Annotated in this window: 20 protein-coding genes and 2 pseudogenes; 18 read left to right on the forward strand and 4 right to left on the reverse strand. The window is 55.8% G+C overall.

What is annotated here, in order from left to right:
* Positions 1 to 57 precede the first annotated feature (57 nt).
* Positions 58 to 1,254: an MFS transporter gene (locus tag O1V66_RS13580; protein WP_045045945.1), complete on the reverse strand. Its 1,197-nt coding sequence runs from the start codon at positions 1,252 to 1,254 to the stop codon at positions 58 to 60.
* 326 nt (positions 1,255 to 1,580) lie between these two features.
* On the opposite strand from O1V66_RS13580, the gene O1V66_RS13585 reads away from it, so the two are divergent.
* From O1V66_RS13585 to nrdF, 5 genes are all read left to right on the forward strand, one after another.
* Positions 1,581 to 1,889, forward strand: a complete 309-nt coding sequence (locus O1V66_RS13585) for a DUF883 family protein (protein WP_045045944.1) — start codon at positions 1,581 to 1,583, stop codon at positions 1,887 to 1,889.
* Positions 1,890 to 2,302: 413 nt separating this feature from the next.
* Positions 2,303 to 2,542, forward strand: coding sequence for a glutaredoxin-like protein NrdH (gene nrdH, locus O1V66_RS13590; RefSeq protein WP_045045942.1), 240 nt, complete (start codon positions 2,303 to 2,305; stop codon positions 2,540 to 2,542).
* A gap of 8 nt (positions 2,543 to 2,550) precedes the next feature.
* Positions 2,551 to 2,955: a class Ib ribonucleoside-diphosphate reductase assembly flavoprotein NrdI gene (gene nrdI, locus O1V66_RS13595; protein WP_045045941.1), complete on the forward strand. Its 405-nt coding sequence runs from the start codon at positions 2,551 to 2,553 to the stop codon at positions 2,953 to 2,955.
* Positions 2,937 to 5,087, forward strand: a complete 2,151-nt coding sequence (nrdE, locus tag O1V66_RS13600) for a class 1b ribonucleoside-diphosphate reductase subunit alpha (protein ID WP_045045940.1) — start codon at positions 2,937 to 2,939, stop codon at positions 5,085 to 5,087. Before nrdI ends, nrdE begins: the two co-directional genes overlap by 19 nt.
* Before the next feature lie 21 nt (positions 5,088 to 5,108).
* A complete protein-coding gene (nrdF, locus tag O1V66_RS13605) occupies positions 5,109 to 6,092 on the forward strand; it encodes a class 1b ribonucleoside-diphosphate reductase subunit beta (RefSeq protein ID WP_045045939.1) in 984 nt (327 codons plus the stop codon).
* Between the two features lie 63 nt (positions 6,093 to 6,155).
* On the opposite strand, the gene O1V66_RS13610 is transcribed toward nrdF, so the two are convergent.
* Positions 6,156 to 7,547, reverse strand: coding sequence for a 2-hydroxycarboxylate transporter family protein (locus tag O1V66_RS13610; protein ID WP_045045938.1), 1,392 nt, complete (start codon positions 7,545 to 7,547; stop codon positions 6,156 to 6,158).
* A 204-nt stretch (positions 7,548 to 7,751) separates the two neighbouring features.
* Here O1V66_RS13610 and O1V66_RS13615 point away from each other — a divergent pair, with 204 nt between their 5' ends.
* From O1V66_RS13615 to emrB, 11 genes and pseudogenes are all read left to right on the forward strand, one after another.
* On the forward strand, positions 7,752 to 9,398 hold the full coding sequence (locus O1V66_RS13615) for an ATP-binding protein (RefSeq protein WP_045045937.1): 1,647 nt from the start codon (positions 7,752 to 7,754) through the stop codon (positions 9,396 to 9,398).
* Positions 9,399 to 9,423: 25 nt separating this feature from the next.
* A complete protein-coding gene (locus O1V66_RS13620; RefSeq protein ID WP_045046834.1) occupies positions 9,424 to 10,149 on the forward strand; it encodes a response regulator in 726 nt (241 codons plus the stop codon).
* A gap of 520 nt (positions 10,150 to 10,669) precedes the next feature.
* On the forward strand, positions 10,670 to 11,869 hold the full coding sequence (gene proV / locus O1V66_RS13625) for a glycine betaine/L-proline ABC transporter ATP-binding protein ProV (protein ID WP_045045936.1): 1,200 nt from the start codon (positions 10,670 to 10,672) through the stop codon (positions 11,867 to 11,869).
* On the forward strand, positions 11,866 to 13,074 hold the full coding sequence (gene proW, locus O1V66_RS13630) for a glycine betaine/L-proline ABC transporter permease ProW (RefSeq protein WP_045045935.1): 1,209 nt from the start codon (positions 11,866 to 11,868) through the stop codon (positions 13,072 to 13,074). Before proV ends, proW begins: the two co-directional genes overlap by 4 nt.
* 11 nt (positions 13,075 to 13,085) lie before the next feature.
* Positions 13,086 to 14,108, forward strand: coding sequence for a glycine betaine/L-proline ABC transporter substrate-binding protein ProX (proX, locus tag O1V66_RS13635; protein ID WP_045045934.1), 1,023 nt, complete (start codon positions 13,086 to 13,088; stop codon positions 14,106 to 14,108).
* A gap of 8 nt (positions 14,109 to 14,116) precedes the next feature.
* Positions 14,117 to 15,112, forward strand: a complete 996-nt coding sequence (proX, locus tag O1V66_RS13640) for a glycine betaine/L-proline ABC transporter substrate-binding protein ProX (RefSeq protein WP_045045933.1) — start codon at positions 14,117 to 14,119, stop codon at positions 15,110 to 15,112.
* A gap of 192 nt (positions 15,113 to 15,304) precedes the next feature.
* Positions 15,305 to 16,507, forward strand: a complete 1,203-nt coding sequence (locus O1V66_RS13645; RefSeq protein ID WP_152623550.1) for an MFS transporter — start codon at positions 15,305 to 15,307, stop codon at positions 16,505 to 16,507.
* 536 nt (positions 16,508 to 17,043) lie between these two features.
* Positions 17,044 to 17,559: a transcriptional repressor MprA gene (gene mprA / locus O1V66_RS13650; protein WP_045045931.1), complete on the forward strand. Its 516-nt coding sequence runs from the start codon at positions 17,044 to 17,046 to the stop codon at positions 17,557 to 17,559.
* Positions 17,560 to 17,585: 26 nt separating this feature from the next.
* Positions 17,586 to 19,040, forward strand: a pseudogene (locus tag O1V66_RS13655) (efflux transporter outer membrane subunit).
* Between the two features lie 26 nt (positions 19,041 to 19,066).
* Positions 19,067 to 20,246, forward strand: a pseudogene (gene emrA, locus O1V66_RS13660) (multidrug efflux MFS transporter periplasmic adaptor subunit EmrA).
* A 17-nt stretch (positions 20,247 to 20,263) separates the two neighbouring features.
* On the forward strand, positions 20,264 to 21,802 hold the full coding sequence (gene emrB, locus O1V66_RS13665) for a multidrug efflux MFS transporter permease subunit EmrB (RefSeq protein ID WP_072045025.1): 1,539 nt from the start codon (positions 20,264 to 20,266) through the stop codon (positions 21,800 to 21,802).
* A 64-nt stretch (positions 21,803 to 21,866) separates the two neighbouring features.
* On the opposite strand, the gene O1V66_RS13670 is transcribed toward emrB, so the two are convergent.
* Together O1V66_RS13670 and O1V66_RS13675 are read right to left on the reverse strand one after the other, a co-directional pair.
* A complete protein-coding gene (locus tag O1V66_RS13670) occupies positions 21,867 to 22,520 on the reverse strand; it encodes a zinc-dependent alcohol dehydrogenase family protein (RefSeq protein ID WP_269127722.1) in 654 nt (217 codons plus the stop codon).
* A gap of 65 nt (positions 22,521 to 22,585) precedes the next feature.
* The gene (locus O1V66_RS13675) at positions 22,586 to 22,879 is read right to left on the reverse strand and encodes an alcohol dehydrogenase catalytic domain-containing protein (RefSeq protein WP_269127724.1); all 294 of its coding nucleotides are present in this window, start codon (positions 22,877 to 22,879) and stop codon (positions 22,586 to 22,588) included.
* Positions 22,880 to 22,994: 115 nt separating this feature from the next.
* Here O1V66_RS13675 and O1V66_RS13680 point away from each other — a divergent pair, with 115 nt between their 5' ends.
* Together O1V66_RS13680 and O1V66_RS13685 are read left to right on the forward strand one after the other, a co-directional pair.
* Positions 22,995 to 23,552 (forward strand): cupin domain-containing protein, encoded by a 558-nt coding sequence (locus O1V66_RS13680; protein ID WP_269127726.1) that lies wholly within the window; start codon positions 22,995 to 22,997, stop codon positions 23,550 to 23,552.
* Entirely contained in the window at positions 23,464 to 23,910 is a 447-nt protein-coding gene (locus O1V66_RS13685; protein WP_269128358.1) for a helix-turn-helix domain-containing protein, read from the forward strand. The genes O1V66_RS13680 and O1V66_RS13685 overlap by 89 nt, the downstream gene beginning before the upstream one ends.
* The last annotated feature ends 28 nt before the right edge of the window (positions 23,911 to 23,938 follow it).

A 23,938-nucleotide genomic window follows, 5' to 3' on the forward strand; every position in this document is an offset into this window, starting at 1 on the left:
TTTAGGATTTATCTAAGCTTTTCCCGACACGATATCCACCCGTCGGGAAGGCTTTACCTACAGAATCTCTTTTTGACGATTTTCGATGCGCAGCATTTTCAGCGTGATAAGCATCGCCAGCAGGACCATGAAAGAGGCCGCCAGATAAATGGACGGCGTACCAAAGTGCGAAATCACGATACCGGCGACAGGGCCGGTGATGCCGAGTCCCAAATCCAGAAACGCGGAATAGGTCCCGAGCGCGGTGCCCTGATTCTGCTGCGGCACCTGTTTGACCGCCTCGACGCCCAACGCCGGAAAGATAAGCGAGAAGCCCGAGCCGGTAAGAAATGCGCCAATCTCGACGCTGAAGGGGCTGTGCCCTTGCCAGATAAACAGCAGGCCGATAATTTCCACCACGAAAGAGACGATTGACACCCGCAGGCCGCCAAAACGGGCAATGTTGCTGCCAAAGATCAGGCGCATGCCGACAAAACCGAGACTGAAAAGCGTCAGGGTAAACGCCGCGCCTTCCCAGCCTTTATCGGCGTAATAAAGCGTAATGAAGGTAGCAATCACGCCAAAGCCGATGGTACCGAAACCCAGGCCAAGTCCGTGCATCCAGATTTTGCCGACCACCGCGCGAAACGCGATGCGCTTGCCGGTTACAACAGTGATGGCCTGCTTGGAAGACGCCAGCGCAATCGCCAGTGCAGCAATCAGAAGTATAGTCAGGGAAACGCCCGGCAGTCCAAAATGCGCGTTGAGGAAGACGCCGAGCGGCGCGCCAGCCGCCATTGCGCCATAGGTTGCCACGCCATTCCAGGAGATGACGCGCCCGGTATGAATAGGATTGGTCGCGCCAATTCCCCAGAGAATCGTGCCGGTCGCGGCAAAGCTTTCACCAATGCCGAGGAACACGCGGCCTATGCAGAGGAGAATCAGACTGAGCACGGGTGAACCGGTACTCAACCAGGCAAAGATATAAAACAGGCCGCTGAGTCCACAGCAGGACAGCCCGAAAATCACCACTTTTTTGGGGCCGATATTGTCGGCAAAGCGTCCGGCATGGGGACGACTGGCCAGCGTGGCAAAATATTGCACGCTGATAATCAGCCCCGCCAGCACCGAGTTGAAGCCCAGCGTGTTATGCACAAAACCCGGCAGAACGGCCAGAGGCAGACCGATGCTCAAATAGCAGACAAAAGTAAAAATAACGATCGATAGTATGCGTTTATTCAACTGCATAGTCGTTTGAATCGATGTGGATGACATGACTAGCCTGGATGGTGGTAATAAGTGTGAGGAATTCACAGCATAAACAGGTTTTCCGGCCCTGCAAATGAAAAAACGGTTTAAAAATGTCATCAATTGTCTCGCAGGCCGCGTTTTTGCGGACAATTCCGAGCCGTGTGTCGTAAGGCCGCGCCACGTCTGGAGAAAATTGCACTGTCAGTGACAGGAAATAGCTGATTTTACTCTCCTATTTGTGCAATTAATGGTCAATCGCCGGTAATTTCAGCCACGCCGTAAATTAATGCGCTATGCTTTTAACAGGTCGCGAGACAAGCGAAACAGAACTGTTAAACAAGGAGAATTCAATGTTTAAGAAGACAGATAAAATCGAACGTAACGCGGATGAAGACATTTCATTGCTGGCCGATACCCTGGACGAAGTGCTGAAATCCGGCAACTCCAAGTCCAAGGATGAGTTCGAAAAGATTCGTGACAAGGCACAAGGCGTGCTGCGTGATGCTCGCTCCCGTTTCAACGGCAACACCAACCTGACTCAGCATGCGCGTGACGCCGCCTGTCAGGCCACCAACTACGTGAAAGACAATCCGTGGCATGGTGTGGGTGTGGGTGCCGCCGTCGGTGTCGTGATCGGCGTGTTGCTGGGTCGTAAATAATCGACTCATGCTTTTTTCACTAAAGAGCAAGCCACTTTTCGACAAATAACGCCTCGTTGTTTGGAAAATACGCTCTGATGCTGCTACGCCGCATCGGGGCGTTTTTTTTACCCCCGACACAGATATTGACCGTTTTTTACACAATATCATCTTTACAAAAAAACTTTTCTTATCTTGAAATTTGCCAAGCCTGATTCCATGCGGCTTGTCGGCCTATTTTTTCCAGGAATGAGCCTATCATATAAAAAGCCTATATCTAGGCGGGTTGATATACCAGACCACAACATCTAGTATTTAAAGCGTCGGCCGCGCATGACCCGCCGACCTAACTCTTACGCCTTATCTGCTGCATAACAGGCAGAACATAAGCCGTAAACACCTCGATAATCTTACCCTAAAGGTAAATGCGAATCATGAGCATAATCATTTACAGCAAACCAGACTGTGTCCAGTGTAACGCCACCTACCGCGCCCTGGACAAACATGGCATTGACTATCAAGTGATCGATCTGACGCAGGACGCGCAGGCTCTTGGCCACGTCCGTTCGCTGGGTTATCAGCAGGTTCCCGTCATCGTTGCCGGTGACGACCACTGGTCCGGCTTCCGCCCGGATAAAATCACCGCCCTGCGCCAGATGCAGGAAGTCCACTAAGGCCGGCCATGAGCTGCCTGGTGTATTTTTCGAGCAAGTCGGAAAACACCCATCGCTTTGTCGGCAAGCTTGGCTTGCCGGCCATCAGAATACCGATTGCACCCAAGGGCGAAAAACTCCGCATGGAGGAGCCCTACATTCTGGTGGTTCCAAGCTATGGCGGCGGAACAACGGTTGGCGCCGTCCCGCGACAGGTTATCCACTTCCTCAACGACGAACACAATCGATCACTCATCCGCGGCGTCATTGCCGCCGGTAACACTAATTTCGGCGCAGCGTATTGCATAGCCGGTGAAATTGTCGCGAAAAAGTGTCAGGTACCTTATCTGTATCGCTTTGAACTGCTCGGCACACCGGAAGACGTTGCAAAGGTAAAAAAGGGAGTAACTGAATTTTGGCAGCGACAGAATTAGCAATCACCGATCCCGGTGTCGGCACGCCGGACTATCACGCGTTAAACGCGATGTTAAATCTGTTCGATGCCGAAGGGAAAATTCAGTTTGATAAAGACAAGCTGGCCGCCCGTCAGTATTTTCTTCAGCACGTTAATCAGAACACCGTGTTCTTCCACAATCTGGCCGAGAAACTGCGCTATCTGGTAGAAGAAGGGTATTACGATGCCTCCGTGCTGGATAAGTACGCCTTCGAAGACATCAAGCGCCTTTTCAAGCAGGCCTATGCCAAAAAATTCCGTTTCCAGACTTTTTTGGGCGCGTTCAAGTATTACACCAGCTACACGCTGAAAACCTTCGACGGCAAACGCTATCTCGAGCGCTATGAAGATCGCGTGTGCATGGTCGCGCTTTCGCTGGCGCAGGGCGATATTACCCTCGCCGGGCATATGGTCGACGAAATCATCAGCGGCCGTTTTCAGCCTGCCACCCCAACCTTCCTGAACTGCGGCAAAAAACAGCGCGGCGAGCTGGTTTCCTGCTTCCTGCTGCGTATCGAAGACAACATGGAATCGATTGGTCGTTCGGTCAACTCCGCCCTTCAGCTGTCCAAACGCGGCGGCGGCGTGGCCTTTATGCTGACCAACATTCGTGAAGTCGGCGCGCCTATCAAGCGAATCGAAAACCAGTCTTCCGGCGTGATCCCGATTATGAAGATGCTGGAAGATGCCTTCTCCTACGCCAATCAGCTGGGCGCACGTCAGGGCGCAGGCGCGGTGTATCTGAATGCGCATCACCCGGACATTTTGCGTTTCCTCGATACCAAACGCGAAAACGCCGACGAGAAAATCCGTATCAAGACGCTGTCGCTGGGCGTGGTCATTCCGGATATCACGTTCGAGCTTGCGAAAAACAACGAAGACATGTATCTGTTCTCGCCGTACCACATCGAGAAAGTTTACGGCAAGCCGATGTCCGAAATCAGCATCACCGAAAAGTACCGCGAGATGGTGAATGACAAGCGCATTCATAAAACCAAGATCAACGCGCGTGAATTCTTCCAGGTGCTGGCCGAGATTCAGTTCGAATCCGGTTATCCCTACATGATGTTCGAAGACACCGTTAACCGCGCCAACCCTATCAAGGGCCGCATCAACATGAGTAACCTGTGCTCCGAGATTTTGCAGGTCAACTCCGCCACGGTTTATGGCGAAGATCTCTCCTATCAGGAGATTGGCAAAGATATCTCCTGCAACCTCGGGTCACTGAATATCGCCGCTGCGATGGATTCACCCAACTTTGGGCAATCGGTGGAAATGGCGATTCGTGCGCTGACCTCGGTTTCCGACATGAGCAACATCCGCTCTGTGCCGTCGGTGGAAAAAGGCAACAACGATTCGCACGCCATCGGCCTGGGTCAGATGAACCTGCACGGCTATCTGGCGCGTGAACGTATTTATTACGGCTCCGAAGAAGCGCTGGATTTCACCAATATCTATTTCTACAGCGTGGCCTATCACGCGGTGCGCGCCTCCAACCTGCTGGCTATCGAGCGCAGTCAAACCTTTAAGGGTTTCGAGGATTCGACCTACGCCAGCGGCGGGTATTTCGACAAGTATCTCCAGGATATCTGGCATCCGAAGACCGAACGCGTGCGCGAACTGTTTGCCAATGCCGGTATTGCCATTCCGGGCGTTGCCGAGTGGACCGCGCTGAAAGAGTCGGTGATGGCACATGGTCTGTACAATCAGAATCTCCAGGCCGTGCCGCCAACCGGTTCCATCTCGTACATCAATAACTCGACTTCGAGTATTCACCCGATTGTCTCGCGCGTGGAAATTCGCAAAGAGGGCAAAATCGGCCGTGTGTATTATCCGGCGGCCTTCATGACCAATGACAATCTGGATTACTACCAGGATGCCTACGAGATTGGCCCGGAAAAAATCATCGATACCTACGCCGAGGCGACGCAGCACGTCGATCAGGGCCTGTCGCTGACACTGTTCTTCCGCGACACCGCCACAACGCGCGATATCAACAAGGCGCAGATCTACGCCTGGCGCAAGGGTATCAAGACCATTTATTACATCCGTCTGCGCCAGATGGCGCTGGAAGGCACCGAAGTACAGGGTTGTGTGTCGTGCACGCTGTAATTGAACATTTAAGGAAATCGCATGAGCTCGGTTAAACAGCTGCTGCCGGTCCAGCCGATCAGCAAGGCCATCAACTGGAACAAGATTCAGGACGACAAAGATCTCGAGGTGTGGAACCGTCTGACCTCAAACTTCTGGCTGCCGGAAAAGGTGCCGTTGTCTAATGATATTCCGTCCTGGGCCACGCTCAGCGCCAAGGAAAAACAGCTGACCATTCGCGTGTTTACCGGCCTGACGCTGCTCGATACGGTGCAGAATATCGTGGGTGCGCCTACGCTGATGAAAGACGCCGTCACGCCGCACGAAGAGGCGGTGTACTCGAATATCTGCTTCATGGAGGCGGTTCACGCGCGCTCGTACAGCTCGATATTCTCGACGCTGTGCATGACGTCGGATGTCGACGAAGCCTACCGCTGGAGCGAAGAAAACGTCGCGCTGCAAAACAAGGCGGCGATCGTGCTTTCCTACTACAACGGCGAAGATCCGCTGATGAAGAAAGTCGCCAGCGTGTTCCTCGAATCCTTCCTGTTCTACTCGGGCTTCTATCTGCCGATGTACTGGTCGAGCCGCGCCAAGCTGACCAACACCGCCGACCTGATTCGTCTGATCATTCGTGACGAAGCGGTACACGGCTATTACATCGGCTACAAGTTCCAGCAGGCGTTGAAGAAAGAGAGCGAAGAACGCCAGCGACAGATAAAGGATCAAACGTTCGACCTGATTCAGGATCTGTATGACAACGAAATTCGCTACACCGAAGAGCTGTATGACAGCGTCGGCTGGAGCGAAGATGTGAAGAAATTCCTGCACTACAACGCCAACAAGGCGCTGATGAACCTGGGCTACGAGCCGCTGTTCCCGGCCAGCATGGCAGAAGTGAATCCGGCCATCCTGTCGGCATTGTCGCCAAACGCCGACGAAAACCACGACTTCTTCTCGGGGTCCGGATCTTCGTACGTGATAGGTAAAGCGGTCAATACCGAAGACGAAGACTGGGATTTCTAGAGCGTATTTCGACGCGATAAAAAAACCCGCCACACGGCGGGTTTTTGCATTGTGGAAGGAAACTCAGGAGAAAAATTTCGCCAGCACCAGCAAGCCGACGGAAACATTGATAGCGCCGCCAATGCGGGTGGCGATTTGAGCAAAGGGCATCAATGTCATGCGATTGCCGGAGGTGAGGATCGCCACATCGCCTGTGCCGCCCTGCCCGCTCTGACAGCAGGAAACAATGGCAACATCAATGGGATACATGCCAATCTTTTTGCCGACGACAAAGCCGGTGCCGACCAGCGCGCCGACGGTGGAAACAATCACCAGCAGGTTTTGCAGAGTAAAGGCGTCCACCAGCTCCTGCCACGGAGTAATCGCCACGCCGACGGCAAACAGAATCGGATAGGTCACCGCCGTGCGGAAGAATTTGTACACCGCCATCGAGCCGTGCTGAATAGTCGGTGACACGCCGTGCGCCAGCTTGACCGCCACCGCCGCAAACAGCATGCCGACAGGCGCAGGCAGGCCAATCAGGCGTTGCCCCAGCATGCCGACCATATAGAGCAGAATCGCCAGCAGCGCACCGCAGGCCAATGCATTCACGCCCGGCGTACCTTCGAATTCATCGTTGCCGTTGGCGATCGCGCCCTTCCTGCTCGGCATTAACGTGCCTTCACCGGTCAGATGCGGGTAGCGCTTGCCCAGCTGGTTCAGAATGCCGGCCAGCACAATGGCGGTCAAACCGCCCAGCATGACGATCGGCAGGATCTTGCCGAGTGCCACACCCTGTTCCATATGCAGCAAGGCCGCGTACCCCATCGACAGCGGGATCGCCCCCTCACCGACACCACCGGCCATGATCGGCAGGATCAGGAAGAAGAAGATCTGGAACGGCGGCAGACCGAGCGCCATCCCCACCGCCATGCCCACCAGCATGCCGACAATCTCGCCGCACAGCATCGGCACGAAGATACGCAGAAAACCCTGAATCAGCGCCTGACGGTTCATGCTCATAATACTGCCGACAATAATGCAGCAGATATAAAGGTAGAGAATATTGGTCGATTTATAGAATTTCGTGGTGGACTCGACCACAACATCGGGCAGCAGGCCGTAATGCACCATCGCCGAAGGAATAAAGGTGGCGCAGATTGCCGCCGCGCCGAGTTTACCGAGCAGCGGCAACCTCTTGCCAAACTCGCCGCAGGCGAAGCCGAAGAAGGCAAGTGTGGCGACCATGACCACAATGTCGCTGGGCAGTTTGCCGCTCAGGCAGTCCAGCAGAATCAGGATCCCGGCCAACACAAAGAACGGCAGCGGAATAATGCCGACCTTGTAGTTATCCAGCACGTGCCACCAGCGGTCACGGCGCGCGGTCGCTGCCGCAGTGTGACGGGCAGCGGCCAGCTCTTTTGCAACGGGATCTTGTTCCTTGACGACAATGTAGGAATCATCGGTTGTGCTCATAGCCTTTCCTCTTCTTGTTAGCTGTTCGTTTGAACTGTAACGAGGATAGGAATCGTCGCCCTTCCGAGCTGTGACGGCTTTCAAATTAAACCCGCAGTGTTAAAGGTTGTAATGGTTTTTATGGCGTTAATGTTAATAATCGTATAATTATTCGCGATTTTTTAGTAAAAATGCCGATAACCCTTCTTACTGTCAGGTCAGGCGATGAAAGCCAAACTCAGTTTCCAGATTAAATTGTTTCTCTGTTTGGTGGCTTTTTCCTGCCTGCTGCTGGCCGTACTCGGCACGTTCGTCTTTCATATTGTCGATAACCAGATGCATCGCGATCTCGGCAATCGCGCCCGCGTGCAGGCCGGCGAAATTGCCTTGATGCCGGGCCTGGCGCAGGCGGTGGAGGCGCAGAATACGGCGGCGGTCGCCCGGCTCGTCGCCCCGCTGAGCCAGCAAAGCGATGCCAGCTATATCGTGATAGGCGATCGTCACGCGATTCATCTCTATCATTCCCGCCAGCCGCAAAGCCTTAATCAGCCGATGGTCGGCGGCGACAATGACGAGGTGCTGGCAGGCAACGCCATTATTTCAGTGCGTCAGGGCGGGATCGGCGTGTCGCTGCGCAGCAAGGCGCCTATCAAGAATGCCGCAGGCCACGTGGTCGGCATCGTCTCGGTCGGCTATCTGACGTCCTATATCGATGATATTACGCTGCGGCAACTGGCTCAGGCCATCGTGTTCGGCGCGGCGCTGCTGCTGGCGCTGTTTGCCTTCTCGTGGCTGTTCAGCAAGCATCTCAAAAAGCAGATGTTCTGGCTTGAGCCGCGTGACATCGCCCTGTTGGTGCGCCAGCAAAAGGCGCTGATGGAAGCGGTTTACGAGGGCGTGATCGCCATCGACGATCGTCGGCATATTCTTACCATCAACCGCGCGGCCCGCGAACTGCTGGGGCTGGATCAACAGGAGGCGCGGCTGATTGGGCGGCCAATCGACGAGGTTATCGCCACGGAACCGGACTTTTTCACGGCGCATCCGCCACAGGACGAGCGGCACGACGAGATTGCCCTGTTCAACAGACGGCAGGTCATTGTCAACCGCGTGCCCATTGCGCTGCCGCCTCCGGCGCTGCACGGCTGGATCTTCAGTTTTCGCGACAAGAACGACATCAACACGCTGAGCAGTCAGTTGAGTCAGGTGACCCGCTATGCCGACAACCTGCGGATTCTGCGCCACGAGCAGCTCAACTGGACCGCCACGCTGGCGGGGCTTTTGCAGATGAAACGCTATGACGAAGCGCTGGACTATATTCAGGCGCAGTCAAAGGAGGCACAGGCCACACTCGATTTTCTTTCACAACGTTTTCAATCACCTGCGCTATGCGGGTTGCTGCTGGGCAAATACGCCGACGCGCGGGAAAAAGGCATCGACCTGCACTTCGATCCGGCCTGCGAGCTAGCATCGTTACCCGCAGCGCTCGGCGAAAACGAGCTGATGTCGATAGTCGGCAATCTGCTGGACAACGCCGTGGAGGCGACGCTGAAAGTTGACGCGCCGCACGCTCCGGTTGAACTCTATTTGACCCGCAGCGCCGACCAGCTGATTATTGAGGTCGCCGATCGCGGTGCGGGCATCGAGGCTGAACTCCGGCCACGGCTGTTCGAGCAGGGTGTCAGCAGCAAGCCTGCCCGCCACTCTACGCGCACCGGCAGCGAACATGGTATCGGCCTTTATGTGGTCGCGAGTTATGTCCGTCAGGCGCAGGGAATGATTGAAATTTCGGACAATCACCCCAGCGGCAGCGTGTTTTCTGTTTTTATTCCCTATAAAGAAATGGCCATTGATGCGCCATCCAGACAATGAGTGTTCCAATCATGACCTCTCTGCCATGAACCATTACAACGCAATGGACGTGCTCATCGTTGAGGACGAAAGCCACCTCGCCGTGCTGCACCGCGAGTTTATCGAGCAAAACTTCAATCTGCGGGTGGTGGGCATCGCGCCTACGCTCGCGCAGGCCAAAAAGCTGCTGGAGCTGTATCAGCCCCGGTTGGTGCTGCTCGACAATTTTCTTCCGGACGGACAGGGCATCGAGCTTATCAATTCGTCGCTGCTCAAACGCCTCGACTGCTCGGTGATTTTCATCACGGCGGCCAGCGACATGACGACCTGTAGCCAGGCGATGCGGGCGGGCGCGTTTGACTACATTATCAAACCGGTGTCTTTCCACCGCCTGCAAAGCTCGCTGACGCGGTTTTTGCAGCTGACCCAAACGCTGCGACAGGTGAAAAATCTGGATCAGCAGAGTCTCGACAAGCTGTTTAATCTGCCGGGCAGCGAACAGCCGCAGGCCCCGCTCGCCAAGGGCATCGAGCCGAATACGCTTGAGCTGGTGAGGCAGGTTTTCAGTCTCGAACCCGAGCGCAACTGGTCTGTCGATCAGGTCGTCGAACAGGTGGGCATCAGCAAAACCACGGGCCGTCGTTATCTGGAATACTGCGTTGAAACAGGCTTCATTAGCGTGGAGATGCAGTATGGAAATATTGGCCATCCTCGACGCCTGTATCGCAAGGCATCTTCCCCACTTCATTCCGAAGAATCGGACGCGAAATAGCGGCGTATTTCCGCCGCTGAAATCCTGTTTCACCGCCCTATTTCCGGCGCTGAAACCCGTGCTATTTCCGCCCTTTTTCCTTTATTCAATATTAATTATTTCGCGACAGAAGCCATAAAAATTGAAATTAGCGAATATTCTTATTTCACGATTATCTACAGTCAAAAAATCTCGCCGGAAGGATTTGATAAAAATACATTAAAAACAACAAATTAAACTGTAAATATTATTTCTTTATTCGTTGTGAAATTCGCTCACCCTGCACATTATGCGGCAGAAATATTATCTTTATGGCAACACACCGCCTTCTCGCAAATATCCCTTAAAACATAAGGCCTCAGCGCCGAAATTTGACTTAATAATCGGACCCCTCCTAAATTTTCGCCTGAATCCTTGAGACTTGTCTCAGATTTCAGCTGTGGTAGGGTATAGGCCGTTCGATATTCCGTTAACAGGAAATTTCTATATCATTCATCCAGATAACAGTATGTAAAATACGACCAGGGAAACGAAGAATTGCATGGCAATTAAAATCGAAGTGAAGAACTTATATAAAGTCTTTGGCGAGCAGCCCCAGCGGGCTTTCAAGCTAATTGATGCAGGTAAGGGAAAAGAGGAAATATTCGAGAAAACGGGTCTGTCACTTGGCGTGAAGAATGCCAGTCTGGCCATTGAAGAAGGCGAGATTTTTGTCATCATGGGGCTTTCCGGTTCCGGAAAATCCACCATGGTACGCCTTCTCAATCGTCTGATAGAACCAACCCGTGGCGAAGTGCTGATTGACGGCGAAGACATCGCCAAGATCTCCGACGCCAAGCTGCGCCAGGTGCGCAGAAGCAAAATCAGCATGGTGTTCCAGTCTTTTGCCCTGATGCCGCACCTTACGGTACTGAACAACACGGCGTTTGGCATGGAGCTTGCCGGTGTGCCGCTTGCGGAACGCACTGCCAAGGCGCTCGAGGCACTGCGCCAGGTCAGTCTTGAAAACTATGCCCATTCCTATCCCGATGAACTGTCCGGCGGTATGCGCCAACGCGTAGGTCTTGCCCGCGCGATGGCCAACAACCCCGACATTCTCCTGATGGACGAAGCCTTCTCCGCACTCGACCCGCTTATCCGTACCGAAATGCAGGATGAGCTGGTGAAATTGCAGTCGAAACATCAGCGTACCATCGTGTTTATCTCCCATGACCTCGACGAAGCCATGCGTATCGGCGATCGCATCGCCATTATGCAGGGCGGCGAAGTGGTGCAGGTCGGCACGCCGGAAGAGATTCTGAATAATCCGGCCAACGACTATGTACGCACCTTCTTCCGTGGCGTGGATATCAGTCAGGTATTCAGTGCCAGGGATATTGCCCGTCGTCGTCCGGTGACGCTTATCCGCAAGACCCCCGGTTTTGGTCCTCGCGCAGCCCTGAAGCTGCTGGAAGACGAAGATCGCGAATATGGTTATGTCCTCGAACGTGGTCAGAAATTTATCGGCGTGGTGTCGGCAGATTCCCTGAAACGTGCGCTGCGAGAAAACCTTCCGCTGGACAGTGCCCTGCTGGAATTACCGGCACCGGTACCGGCAGACATGCCGCTCAGCGAACTGATTTCTCTGGTCGCCGCCGCACCTTGCGCGGTGCCCGTCGTCTGCGAAGAGAACAACTATATCGGTATTATTTCCAAGGCCATGCTGTTGCAGGCACTGGATAAAGAGGGGGCAACAGAATGACTCAATCCGTAAGCACGACCTTAAACCATTCGCCGGTTATCCAGCATGCACAGGCGGCCCAGACCGCAGACGCCGCCAGCGATCCGTGGGGCGCGGGCAGTGCCGATGCCAGCCAGGCACCGACAGAGACTACGCCGACGGATGCCGCAAGCGATCCGTGGAGTGCCGACAACAGCGGGGCGACCACGCAAGACGCGGCCACCAGCACACCCGATGCCGCACACCATGCGGCCGCTTCCAGCAACGACAGCTGGCTCAACGTGGCCCCCGAGCAGCATCAGCATTTCAACATCCTCGATCCTTTCCATAATACGCTGATCCCGCTTGACCGCTGGGTGACGGACGGGATCGACTGGCTCGTCGCGCATTTCCGTCCGCTGTTCCAGGGCATTCGTGTACCGGTAGATTTCGTGCTCAGCGGTTTTCAGCATGGTCTCGAAGCCCTGCCTGCGCCTATCGCCATTCTTATCTTTGCGCTGCTCGCCTGGCAGATGGCCGGTGTCGGCATGGGCGTCACCACGCTGGTGTCGCTGGTCATTATCGGCGCGATTGGTGCCTGGTCCCAGGCGATGGTGACCCTGGCGCTGGTGCTGACGTCGCTGTTCTTCTGCGTGCTGATAGGACTCCCGCTCGGCATTTGGCTGGCGCGCAGCAAAGGAGCGGCGAAGATAATCCGTCCGCTGCTCGATGCCATGCAGACCACCCCGGCGTTTGTCTATCTGGTGCCTATCGTCATGCTGTTTGGTATCGGTAACGTGCCGGGCGTGGTGGTGACCATCATCTTTGCCCTGCCGCCTATCGTGCGTCTGACCATTCTCGGCATCAATCAGGTGCCGGAAGACTTGATTGAAGCGGCGGAATCCTTTGGTTCCAGCCCGCGTCAGATGCTGTTCAAGGTGCAGTTGCCGCTCGCGATGCCGACCATCATGGCCGGGATCAACCAGACGCTGATGCTGGCGCTGTCGATGGTGGTTATCGCCTCGATGATAGCCGTCGGCGGTCTGGGTCAGATGGTGCTGCGCGGGATTGGTCGTCTGGACATGGGTCTGGCGTCCATCGGCGGGGTCGGGATCGTGATTCTGGCGATTATCCTCGACCGCCTGACGCAGGCGCTGGGCCGCGATCGCCGCAGCAAAGGCGTTCACCGCTGGTATGCCCACGGCCCTATCGGCCTGTTAACCAAACCTTTTGTCAAAAAAGCTTGAGGATAACCGCGATGACTCACCAGAAAACATTTCGTCACCTTGGCCTGCTTGCGCTGTCGTTGGGCGCATTGGCGGGCACACAGGCTACAGCGGCCACCCTTCCGGGCAAAGGCGTTGTCGTCAAACCGCTGCAAAGTACGCTGGCGGAAGAGTCCTTCCAGACCGAACTGGTCAACCGCGCCCTGCAAAAGCTCGGCTACGACGTGCAGCAGACCAGCGAAGTCGACTACAACGTCGCGTACACCACCATTGCCAGCGGCGATGGAACCTATCTGGCAGTGAACTGGGATCCCTTGCAGACCGACATGTTCAACGCGGCCGGGGGTAACGACAAGTTTTATCGTCAGGGCACCTTTATCAGCGGCGCGGCGCAAGGTTATGTGATCGACAAGAAAACCGCCGACAAGTATCACATCCATGACTTGTCGCAGTTGAAAGATCCCAAGCTCGCCAGACTGTTCGACGCCAACGGCGACGGCAAGGCCGATATGGTCGGCTGTGAGCCGGGTTGGGGCTGCGCGCAGGTCATCGACGCGCAAATCAGCGCCTATGGCCTCAGCAACACGGTGCAGCAAAACTCCGGCAACTATGCGGCGATCATGGCCGACACGCTTTCCCGCTATCAGCAGGGTAAACCGGTGCTGTATTACACCTGGACGCCTTACTGGGTCAGCAATGTAATGAAACCGGGTAAAGATGTGGTCTGGCTGACGGTTCCTTTCTCGGCCAACGCCGGTTCGCAGAAAGGCCTCGATACCACGCTGAAAAACGGCAAAAACTACGGCTTCCCGGTCAATAACGAACACATCGTTGCCAACAAGCAGTGGGCCGCGGCCAATCCAGCCGCCGCCAGGCTGTTCGCTATCATGAAATTGCCGCTCGCCGACGTCAATGCCCAGAACCTGAGCATGCACAACGGTAAATCTTCGGCAGAAGATATTCAGGCGCAGGTCGATGGCTGGATCAAGGCGCATCAGGCGACCTTCGATGGCTGGATTGCCACCGCCACTGCCGCCGCTAAAAATAATAATTAAGGATAATAATGATGAAACATTCGATTCTGGCACTCGCTGCCCTTTCTACCTTTGGCCTGAGTTCCGTTTACGCCGCCGACCTGCCGGGTAAAGGCGTCACGGTCACGCCGATTCAGAGCACCATCAGCGAAGAGGCGTTCCAGACCATCCTCGTCGACAAGGCGCTCGAGAAACTCGGTTACACCGTTCAGCCGATTCGCGAAGTCGATTACAACGTCGGCTATACCACCATTGCCGAAGGCGATGGCACCTTTATGGCCGCCAACTGGGCGCCGCTGCACGACGACATGTACAATGCCGCCGGGGGCAGCAAGACCTTTTACCGTCAGGGCACCTATGTCACCGGTGCGGCACAGGGTTATCTCATCGACAAGAAAACCGCCCAGCAGTACCACATCACCAATATCGAGCAGTTGAAGGATCCCAAAATCGCCAGGCTGTTCGACACCAACAGCGACGGCAAGGCCGACCTGACAGGCTGTGCGCCGGGCTGGGGATGTGAAACTGTGATCAATGCGCAGGTCAAGGCATACGGATTGACCGACACCGTGCAGCACAATCAGGGCAACTATTCGGCGATGATCGCCGACACCATGACCCGCTATAAAGAAGGCAAACCGATTCTGTATTACACCTGGACGCCTTACTGGGTCAGCAACGTGCTGGTGCCGGGTAAGGATACCGTGTGGTTGCAGGTGCCATTCTCGGTAGTGCCGGGCAATGAAAAGGGCGACACCAAACTGCCTAACGGCAAAAACTACGGATTCCCGGTGAATACCATGCACATTGTGGCGAACGCCAAGTGGGCGCAGGCCAATCCGGCCGCGGCCAGGCTGTTTGCCATCATGAAACTGCCGCTGGCGGACATCAATGCGCAGAACGCCGCGATGCATGCCGGTCAAAGTTCCGAAGCGGATATCGAAGCGCAGACCAACGGCTGGATCAAGGCACATCAGGCGACCTTCGATGGCTGGATCAAAGAGGCCGCCGCCGCCGCGAAATAAACTCGGCAAGGCAGAAGATAAATACGCAGGGCACGGAATAAACGCCGTGCCTTTTTTCTGCCCGTTTTCCACGCCTTATAACCAGACCCATGCTTTTCGGGGTAATTATCAATTGGTTTATTAGTTTTAACTGAAGGATACTGTGGGGCAGTAACCTCCGCCCTACTCTTTTAATTAAACAAAATGAATCCTATGACAACCTCATTCCACTCCCCTGCTTCGAAAAACCAGACGGTATTGAGCCCGGGCCTTATCCTGCTGATGGCCGTAGCCACCGGTTTGGCGGCGGCCAGCAACTATTATGCTCAACCCCTGCTGGAAACCATCGCCCGCGCCTTTCATCTTTCCGTCAATCAGGCCGGTTTTATCGTCACTACCGCCCAGCTTGGCTACGCCTTCGGATTACTGTTCCTGGTGCCGCTCGGCGATATGTTTGAACGCCGCGCCATGATTGTAGTGATGACCCTGCTTGCCGCCGCCGGATTGCTTATCACCGCCAATGCCACCTCGATAACCCTGATGCTGGTCGGTACGGCGCTGACCGGATTGTTCTCCGTGGTCGCGCAGGTGCTGGTGCCGTTGGCCGCCACGCTCGCCGAACCGGCACGACGCGGGAAAATCGTCGGCATGATCATGTCGGGGCTGCTGCTTGGGATCCTGCTTGCCCGCACCGTAGCCGGACTGCTGGCCTCGCTCGGCGGCTGGCGCACCGTTTACTGGGTCGCGAGCGTGCTGATGGTAATAATGGCGCTGGTCCTGTGGCGCAAGCTGCCGCGCCACAAGCAGGAGACGCACCTTAACTACCTCCAGCTGATGAAATCGATATTTACCCTGTTCTTCTTCACGCCCGTTTTGCGCACCCGCGCATTGATCGGCATGTTTATTTTTGCCAACTTTTCGGCGCTGTGGACATCCATGGCCTTCCTGCTGGCAGGCCCGAACTATGGCTATTCCGAGGGCGTGATCGGGCTGTTTGGTCTGGTCGGCGCGGCCGGTGCGCTGGCGGCAACCCGTGCCGGCCATCTGGCGGATAAAGGCAAAGCCAAGCTGACCACGACCTGGGGACTGATTTTACTGCTGCTGTCCTGGATTGCGGTCGCCTACGGCGCACATGCCATTCTTTCGCTGATTGTCGGCATTATCGTGCTCGACCTCTGCGTGCAGGGCGTGCATATCACCAATCAGAGCGTGATTTATAAATCGATGCCCGAAGCGCGTAATCGCCTCACTGCGGGTTACATGACCAGCTATTTCATCGGTGGCGCGGTAGGGTCGCTGGTTTCCGCCTCGGCGTTTCAGCTGGCAGGCTGGTATGGCGTGTGCGGCGCGGGCGCGCTGTTCTGCGTCATCAACCTGCTGGTCTGGTCGCTGGGCCATAAGCATAAGATAAGCTAACGTTATTTAGCGAGAGGCGTGATCATCACGCCTCTGATTAGCCTGCGTATAGTTAATGGTGAAATTTTTTTGAACCAAAGGGTATAAAGACTACTAACAGTCTGATATTATTTTTTTAATAAATTATACGCTAACGAAACATCTTGATTTTATTTAGCAATAAATTCCCTATGCACAGTGACACAGCCCCTGAAAATGCTTCGACGCCCGTTGCTTTCTACTTTGCAGCGCGTGTTTCTGACGGCCGGTCGAACGCGTTCGGCGTTCTGCCCGATGCGTTGGCCTGCGGGTCAGGCGCGGTGAAACGTGCGTTGTTCTTACCCTCGGGCTGCCCGATGCCGCTTTCCAGCGCAATCGATTGTCCTGCCTCTCTTTTTATCCAAAGCGGGTAATTACCTCTTTGTAAAAGCTATAAAATTCATCCTACCCAGCCGTTTTAAGACCACACGAATAGCTAACTATTTACGGGCTTATAACATTGATATTATTAATTACAATAGTTACTATCTCAAACGTAACTAATGAGGTTTCTTACGATGGAAAGTTCATTCGCTCCTATTGAACACATGTTGAATTTTCGCGCTAAAAAGCAGAAAGATTTTCCTTATCAGGAAATCCTGCTGACTCGCCTGTGCATGCACATGCACGGCAAGTTGCTGGAAAATAGAAACAAGATGCTGAAAGCGCAGGGGATCAACGAAACGCTGTTCATGGCGCTGATCACGCTGGATGCACGGGAATCGCACAGCATTCAACCTTCGGAATTGAGTGCTGCGCTCGGGTCGTCACGTACCAACGCGACCCGCATTGCCGATGAGTTGGAAAAGCGCGGATGGATTGAACGACGTGAGAGCGATAATGACCGCCGCTGCCTGCATTTGCATTTGACCGCAGACGGCGAGGCCTTTATCCAGAAGCTGTTGCCACCTCAACACAAAAGTTTGCATTTCCTCTGGTCTACCCTTGACGTCGAAGAGCAACAGCAATTGGAAGCCTTGACGCGCAAGTTGTTGACCCGCCTTGATCAGATGGATGCAGGCTCGACTTCATAACCGAGTACTTGTTCAGGTAATTATCCATGTCCCTTCCCGTCAGCTGGAGATGTACGCCGCTGGTTCGTCGTGTTGTTGCTGGCAGGTTGCGCCTCCAGCAACAATATCGCGCCCCAGTCCACGCTGCTGAACACCCGGCAGCTTGGTATGACCGCGCAGAAAGTCAGCTCGCTCGAGATAAGCCCCCAGTGGTGGCGCAGCTTGCAGGATCCGCAACTCGACAGCCTCATGACCCGTACCTTGCAAAATTCGCCCTCCTTGCGACAGGCGGCGGCGCGAGTGCGTGAGGCTCAAAGTGTGGCCGGTGAAGCCAATGCCGCCAACGGCCCGTATCTTGATCTCAATGCATCGAGTAATCGGCAGAAGCTTTCCCAGAATACCTACCAGCCGTTTCTCGGCGGTTATCCTGCGAATCCGCTTTATGAAACTACCAACAATCTTGGCCTGAACCTCAGCTACGAGTTTGACTGGTGGGGTAAATACCGTAATCAGGTGAATGCGGCCAATGCGCAGGTCGATTCCGCGCGCGCCGAACAGGCTCAGGCGGCGCTGTCGCTTTCCAGTTCGGTGGTCGCAACCTATTACCAGTTGCAGTCCAGTTATGCCGTGCAGAAAGTGTTGCAGCAGGAAGTCGACAACAACCAGCGTTTGGCCGATTTGCGCAAGGCGCAGTATCAGGCGGGTGTGTACGGGGTGGATATTCCGCAGCAAACCCAGGCGCAGGCAGACAGCGCCAAGCAGCAGATAATCGAATTGCAGGCGCAGATTGAGCAGCAGAAACATCAGCTTGCCGCGTTGGCGGGTCAGGGTCCCGATGCCATGAACGGCCTGCATCCGGTCGCGTTGCCCGGCGACGACCTGTTGGCGCCCAAAGGCGCACTGACGCTAGATTTACTGGGTAAACGTCCGGATATCGTGGCGCAGCGTGAACTGGTCGAATCCTATTCCCAGCGCATTGCCGCCGCGAAAAAGAGTTCTACCCGAGTCTGTCGATCAGCGCGTTTGCGGGTCTGAGCACCATCAATTACGGCAATACCAGCCCGAATCTGCTCGAAGCGGCCAGTCAGGCCTGGAACATTGCCCCCGCCATCTCATTGCCTATTTTCCACGCGGGCGCGTTGCGCAGCAAGCTGGGGGAAGAGTCGGCGCTGTATGATCAGTCCGTCGAGTCCTACAACCAGACGCTGCTCAATGCGATTCAACAAACGGCCGATGCCATTACGCTCCAGAAAAGCTCTGCCCAGCAGTTGCAGCAGTCTCAATCTGCCGAAAAATCCTTGCAGGAAGTCTATCGCGTCGCCAATGCGCGCTACTCCGCAGGCACTATCGGACGTGATCAGTTGCTCACAAGCCAGGCGGCGCTGTTACAGCAGCAGCAGGCGGCACTGACAGCAGCCAGCAATGTTCTGCAGGCAAAAATCGGTTTGATTCGGGCGTTGGGCGGCGGTTATCAAGCCCCGACGGCGAACGGCAAAGCATAATAACAAGACTCAGCGTGGAGAAAATCATGAGCGCAAACGCGGAAGTACAACAACCTACCCCGCCACCGGCCAGCAGCAAAAAACGCTCGCGGAAAGTGGCGTTGCTGGTTCTGACCGGCATTTTTATCATTATTGGCATTGCCTATCTGATCTACTGGTTTCTGGTGCTGCGTCACTTCCAGGAAACCGATGACGCCTATGTGGCGGGCAATCAGGTGCAGGTGATGGCGCAGGTGTCGGGCAGCGTGACCGCCGTCAATTTCGACAGCACGGATTTCGTCAAGAAAGGCGATACGCTGGTGGTTCTCGATCCTACCGATGCCGAACAGGCGTTCGAGCGCGCCAAAACGGCGCTGGCGAACAGCGTGCGTCAAACACATCAGATGGTGATTAACAGCAAACAGTATCAGGCCAACGTGGCGCTGCGTCAGACCCAGCTGAATCAGGTGCAGGCCGATCTCAAACGCCGCGTGATCCTCGGCAAGGTCGATGCCATCGGACGTGAAGATCTGCAACACGCGCATGATGCGGTCGACAGCGCCAAGGCCCAGCTCGACGTCGCCGTACAGCAGCTCAACGCCAATCAGGCCATGGTGCTGAATACGCCGGTAGCCCGGCAGCCGCAGGTGCTTCAGGCCGCCGCACAGGTTCGTGATGCCTGGCTTTCGCTGCAACGGACGAAAATCGTCAGCCCTATCGATGGCTATGTATCGCGCCGCAGCGTGCAGGTCGGTCAGCAGATAAACCCGGCCGTGGCGCTGATGGCCGTCGGTTCCGGCAGATCGCATCTGGGTCGATGCCAACTTCAAGGAGACGCAGCTCGCCAACATGCGTATCGGCCAACCGGCGACCGTAGTCAGTGATATCTACGGCGATGACATTGTCTATCACGGCAAAGTGGTCGGCATGGACATGGGCACCGGCGGCGCTTTCTCGCTACTGCCTGCGCAGAATGCCACGGGTAACTGGATCAAGGTCGTGCAGCGCCTGCCGGTGCGTATCGAGCTGGACAGCAACGAAGTGAAACAGCATCCGCTGCGTATCGGCCTGTCCACGCTTGTCAAAGTCGATACCCAGAACCTCGACGGCCTGATTCTGGCCGACAAGGTGCGTTCCGAGCCGCTGTACCAGTCGTCGGCCCTGACGCTGAATCTGGCGCCGGTCGATGCCATCATCAATGACGTGATTCACGCCAATGCGGGCTAAGTGCTTCGGAGGTCATCGTGGCTGATAGAAAACCGCTGACGGGAGCGCCCCTCGCCTGGATGACGGTGGCGCTGGCAATGGCGACCTTTATGCAGGTGCTGGACTCGACTATCGCCAACGTCGCCATTCCGACCATCGCCGGTAATCTGGGTGCCTCGAACTCGCAGGGCACCTGGGTCATTACCTCGTTCGGGGTTGCCAACGCCATTTCGATTCCGATAACCGGCTGGCTTGCAAAACGCATCGGCGAAGTGCGGCTTTTCCTGTGGGCGACGGGGCTGTTTGCCCTCGCCTCGTGGCTGTGCGGCGTCTCCAACAGTCTGGAAATGCTTATCTTCTTCCGCGTGATTCAGGGTCTGGTGGCCGGTCCGCTGATTCCGCTGTCGCAGAGTCTGCTGTTGAATAACTATCCGCCCGCCAAGCGAAGTACCGCGCTGGCGCTGTGGTCGATGACCGTAATCGTCGCACCTATCTGCGGGCCTATCCTCGGCGGCTACATCAGCGACAACTATCACTGGGGCTGGATCTTCTTCATCAACATTCCGATCGGGATTGCGGTCGTGCTGCTGACGTTGAAAACACTGAAAGGACGGGAAACCGAGACGCAAATCCGGCCCATCGACACGGTGGGACTGGTGCTGCTGGTGCTCGGCATTGGCTGTTTGCAGGTGATGCTCGACCGTGGAAAAGAGCTGGACTGGTTCAACTCGCCGGAAATCATCACTCTGACCATTATCGCGGTGGTGGCGCTGGCGTTCCTGATTGTCTGGGAATTGACGGATGACAATCCCATTGTCGATCTCTCGCTGTTTAAATCGCGAAACTTCACCATCGGTACGCTGTGCATCAGCCTTGCGTACATGCTCTACTTCGGCTCGATAGTGCTCCTGCCGCAGCTGTTGCAGGAGGTATTCGGCTATACCGCCACCTGGGCGGGTCTGGCTTCGGCACCGGTCGGGATCCTGCCGGTATTGATGTCGCCGATTATCGGCCGCTTTGCGCATCGTCTGGACATGCGCTGGCTGGTGACATTCAGCTTCATTATGTATGCCGTGTGCTTCTATTGGCGCGCCTATACATTTGAGCCGGGAATGAACTTTGGCGCCTCCGCGTGGCCGCAGTTTGTGCAGGGTTTTGCGGTTGGCTGCTTCTTTATGCCGCTTATCACCATCATCCTCTCGGGGCTTCCGCCTTCAAGGATGGCGGCCGCGTCCAGCCTGTCGAACTTTACCCGAACGCTGGCAGGCTCGATTGGCACCTCGATTACCACCACCATGTGGAGTAACCGTGAATCGCTGCATCACGCGCATCTGAGCGAGAGCATTACACCGTTCAATCCTGCCACGCAGCAGACTTATTCCCAGCTGGAGGGCATGGGAATGAGCCACCAGCAGGCCTCGGGCTGGATAGCGCGGGAAATTACCAATCAGGGGCTTATCCTTTCCGCCAACGAAGTGTTCTGGGCGGCGGGCGGCGTGTTTATCCTGCTGCTGGTGCTGGTATGGTTTGCCCGTGCACCGTTCACGGCGGGCGGCGACGGCGGTGGCGCGCACTAGGGCCTATCGTGTAGTCATCCATAAAAACAGAACGGACGCATCGGCGTCCGTTTTTTTATTGCCGTCAGTGAATTGAAATCACCACTTTTCCGACGTGTCGCCCCTCATCCATATAGCGCCAGGCTTCAATCGCCTGCTCGAACGGAAAGACCTTGTCTACCACCGGTTGCAAACGGCTTAACGCCAGCGCGCGATTCATGGCGATAAAATCCGCTCGACTGCCGACGCTGAAGGGCCTGACGGTCGCGCCACTTTTGAACAGGGTCATGAAATCAATCGCCGAACTGCCCTGCGCCACAAAGCCGAGCATCGCAATCTCGCCGCCCGGAGCGCAGGACAACATCGACTGGGTCAGAGTGCCCGGCCCGCCGACTTCCACTACGCGCGCCACGCCCTCGCCCGCCGTCAGCTCCCGAACCTGTTCAGACCACGTCGGATACTGGCGATAGTTCAGGGTTTCATCGGCGCCGAGTTGCTTCAGTCGCTGGGCCTTGTCGTCTGTCGAGGTCAAGGCAATCACCCGTGCGCCGAGCATTTTGGCAAACTGCACGGCAAACAGGGCCACGCCGCCGGTTCCCTGCGTCAAGACGGTTTCACCCGGCTGCACCGGCCGCGATTGCTGCAAACTGTTCCACGCCGTGACGGCCGCACAGGGCAAGGTGGCCGCCTGTTCCCACGAGAGATAATCGGGGATAGCCACCAGCGTTTCTTCATCCACGACTTTATAGTGCGTCAGCCAGCCGTCGGCCTGCGTGCCGTAAGCTCCTCTGCCCGCCGCGGTTGTCAGGGGGCCTGCTGCCCAATAGGGAAAAAGCTGCCCGCAACGCGATCGCCGAGATTGAACAGGCTGACAGCCTCGCCCTTTTCCACCACTTCGCCGACCCCGTCTGACAGGGGAATCAGCCCCGGTCTGGGAGAAAGGGTGCCGGTTCCGTGCAAAATCGCCAGATCCCGATAGTTAAGGCTACAGGCGCGAACCTTGATCAGCACCTGATTACGGCCCACTCTCGGCGGCGACTCTTCCCTCAGGGTCAAACCGTCCAATGAACCAAAACGTTCCAGTCGATAGCTAAACATCACGATGTCCTTTCAATGCGTTTAAGTGCGAGCCTTACCTTACTGCCGTGCATCTGGACGTTGAATGACCAAAAGTGTATTTTTACCAACCGTTCGTCCAAATAGTGAGATAACCATGGACCCTCTCGATGACGTCTTTGCCGCGATGCGGTTGCAGAGCGCGCTCTATTCCCGTTTGATTCCGCGTGCGCCGTGGGGCGTCAGCTTTGTTAAAAGCCAGTCGATTCGCTTCGGATTTATGGTGGCAGGCAGTGGCTGGCTGGTGGTGGAAGGCGTTCAGGAGCCGGTTTTTCTGCAACAGGGCGAAGGGTTTATCGTCAAGCCGCAGATCCTGTTTTCATTACGGGATGCGCCCACCAGCCCTACGCGCTGGTGCGAAGAGGTGTTTGCCGACTGCGGCGGAAAAAATGCCCGTTTTGGCGGTGAGGGCGAAGCGGCGGAAATTCTTTGCGGCTACCTGACCTTCGATGCCTCGGGGGCTGACCCTCTGCTCTCGCTGCTGCCCGATGTAGTCACCGTGCCTGCCGACGCAACCCGGTTCTCCGCTGCTCGAAGCCACGCTCAACCTGCTGGCGCTGGAGACGCTGGAACAGAATCTGGGGTCACGCATCGTAATCAGCCGTCTGGCGGACGTGCTGTTTGTTCAGGCGATTCGGGCGCATTGTCTGCGTGAACAGCCGCAACAGGGCTGGATGGCGGCGCTGGCAGATGCCAGGCTAAGAGGCGTGATTCAGAAAATGCATCAGAACATGGCGCATGGCTGGACGCTGCCGCAGCTTGCCACGCAGGCTGGCATGTCGCGCTCGTCCTTTGCCGCCTATTTCAAATCGGTAACCGGAGGGACGCCTGGCGAGTACCTGACACAGTGGCGGATGTATCGCACCCGCTGCCTGTTGCGTCATCCCCAGTTAACGCTTACTACCATTGCAGAGCGCGTGGGTTATGATTCGGCGATAACGCTGGGTCGGGCTTTCAAACGCTTTCAGGGCATGACGCCCGGCGAATATCGCCAGCAACTTACCCTGAAATAGACAGCAAAACGGACGCATTGCGCGTCCG

Source organism: Rouxiella chamberiensis, from assembly GCF_026967475.1.
Lineage (GTDB): Bacteria > Pseudomonadota > Gammaproteobacteria > Enterobacterales > Enterobacteriaceae > Rouxiella > Rouxiella chamberiensis.

Excerpts from the sequence above, each read along its gene's own strand:
- O1V66_RS13580 (WP_045045945.1), bottom strand. The coding sequence starts at position 1,254 with ATGTCATCCACATCGATTCAAACGACTATGCAGTTGAATAAACGCATA.
- O1V66_RS13585 (WP_045045944.1), top strand. The coding sequence starts at position 1,581 with ATGTTTAAGAAGACAGATAAAATCGAACGTAACGCGGATGAAGACATT.
- nrdH (WP_045045942.1), top strand. The coding sequence starts at position 2,303 with ATGAGCATAATCATTTACAGCAAACCAGACTGTGTCCAGTGTAACGCC.
- nrdI (WP_045045941.1), top strand. The coding sequence starts at position 2,551 with ATGAGCTGCCTGGTGTATTTTTCGAGCAAGTCGGAAAACACCCATCGC.
- nrdF (WP_045045939.1), top strand. The coding sequence starts at position 5,109 with ATGAGCTCGGTTAAACAGCTGCTGCCGGTCCAGCCGATCAGCAAGGCC.
- O1V66_RS13610 (WP_045045938.1), bottom strand. The coding sequence starts at position 7,547 with ATGAGCACAACCGATGATTCCTACATTGTCGTCAAGGAACAAGATCCC.
- O1V66_RS13615 (WP_045045937.1), top strand. The coding sequence starts at position 7,752 with ATGAAAGCCAAACTCAGTTTCCAGATTAAATTGTTTCTCTGTTTGGTG.
- O1V66_RS13620 (WP_045046834.1), top strand. The coding sequence starts at position 9,424 with ATGAACCATTACAACGCAATGGACGTGCTCATCGTTGAGGACGAAAGC.
- proV (WP_045045936.1), top strand. The coding sequence starts at position 10,670 with ATGGCAATTAAAATCGAAGTGAAGAACTTATATAAAGTCTTTGGCGAG.
- proW (WP_045045935.1), top strand. The coding sequence starts at position 11,866 with ATGACTCAATCCGTAAGCACGACCTTAAACCATTCGCCGGTTATCCAG.
- proX (WP_045045934.1), top strand. The coding sequence starts at position 13,086 with ATGACTCACCAGAAAACATTTCGTCACCTTGGCCTGCTTGCGCTGTCG.
- proX (WP_045045933.1), top strand. The coding sequence starts at position 14,117 with ATGATGAAACATTCGATTCTGGCACTCGCTGCCCTTTCTACCTTTGGC.
- O1V66_RS13645 (WP_152623550.1), top strand. The coding sequence starts at position 15,305 with ATGACAACCTCATTCCACTCCCCTGCTTCGAAAAACCAGACGGTATTG.
- mprA (WP_045045931.1), top strand. The coding sequence starts at position 17,044 with ATGGAAAGTTCATTCGCTCCTATTGAACACATGTTGAATTTTCGCGCT.
- O1V66_RS13675 (WP_269127724.1), bottom strand. The coding sequence starts at position 22,879 with ATGTTTAGCTATCGACTGGAACGTTTTGGTTCATTGGACGGTTTGACC.
- O1V66_RS13680 (WP_269127726.1), top strand. The coding sequence starts at position 22,995 with ATGGACCCTCTCGATGACGTCTTTGCCGCGATGCGGTTGCAGAGCGCG.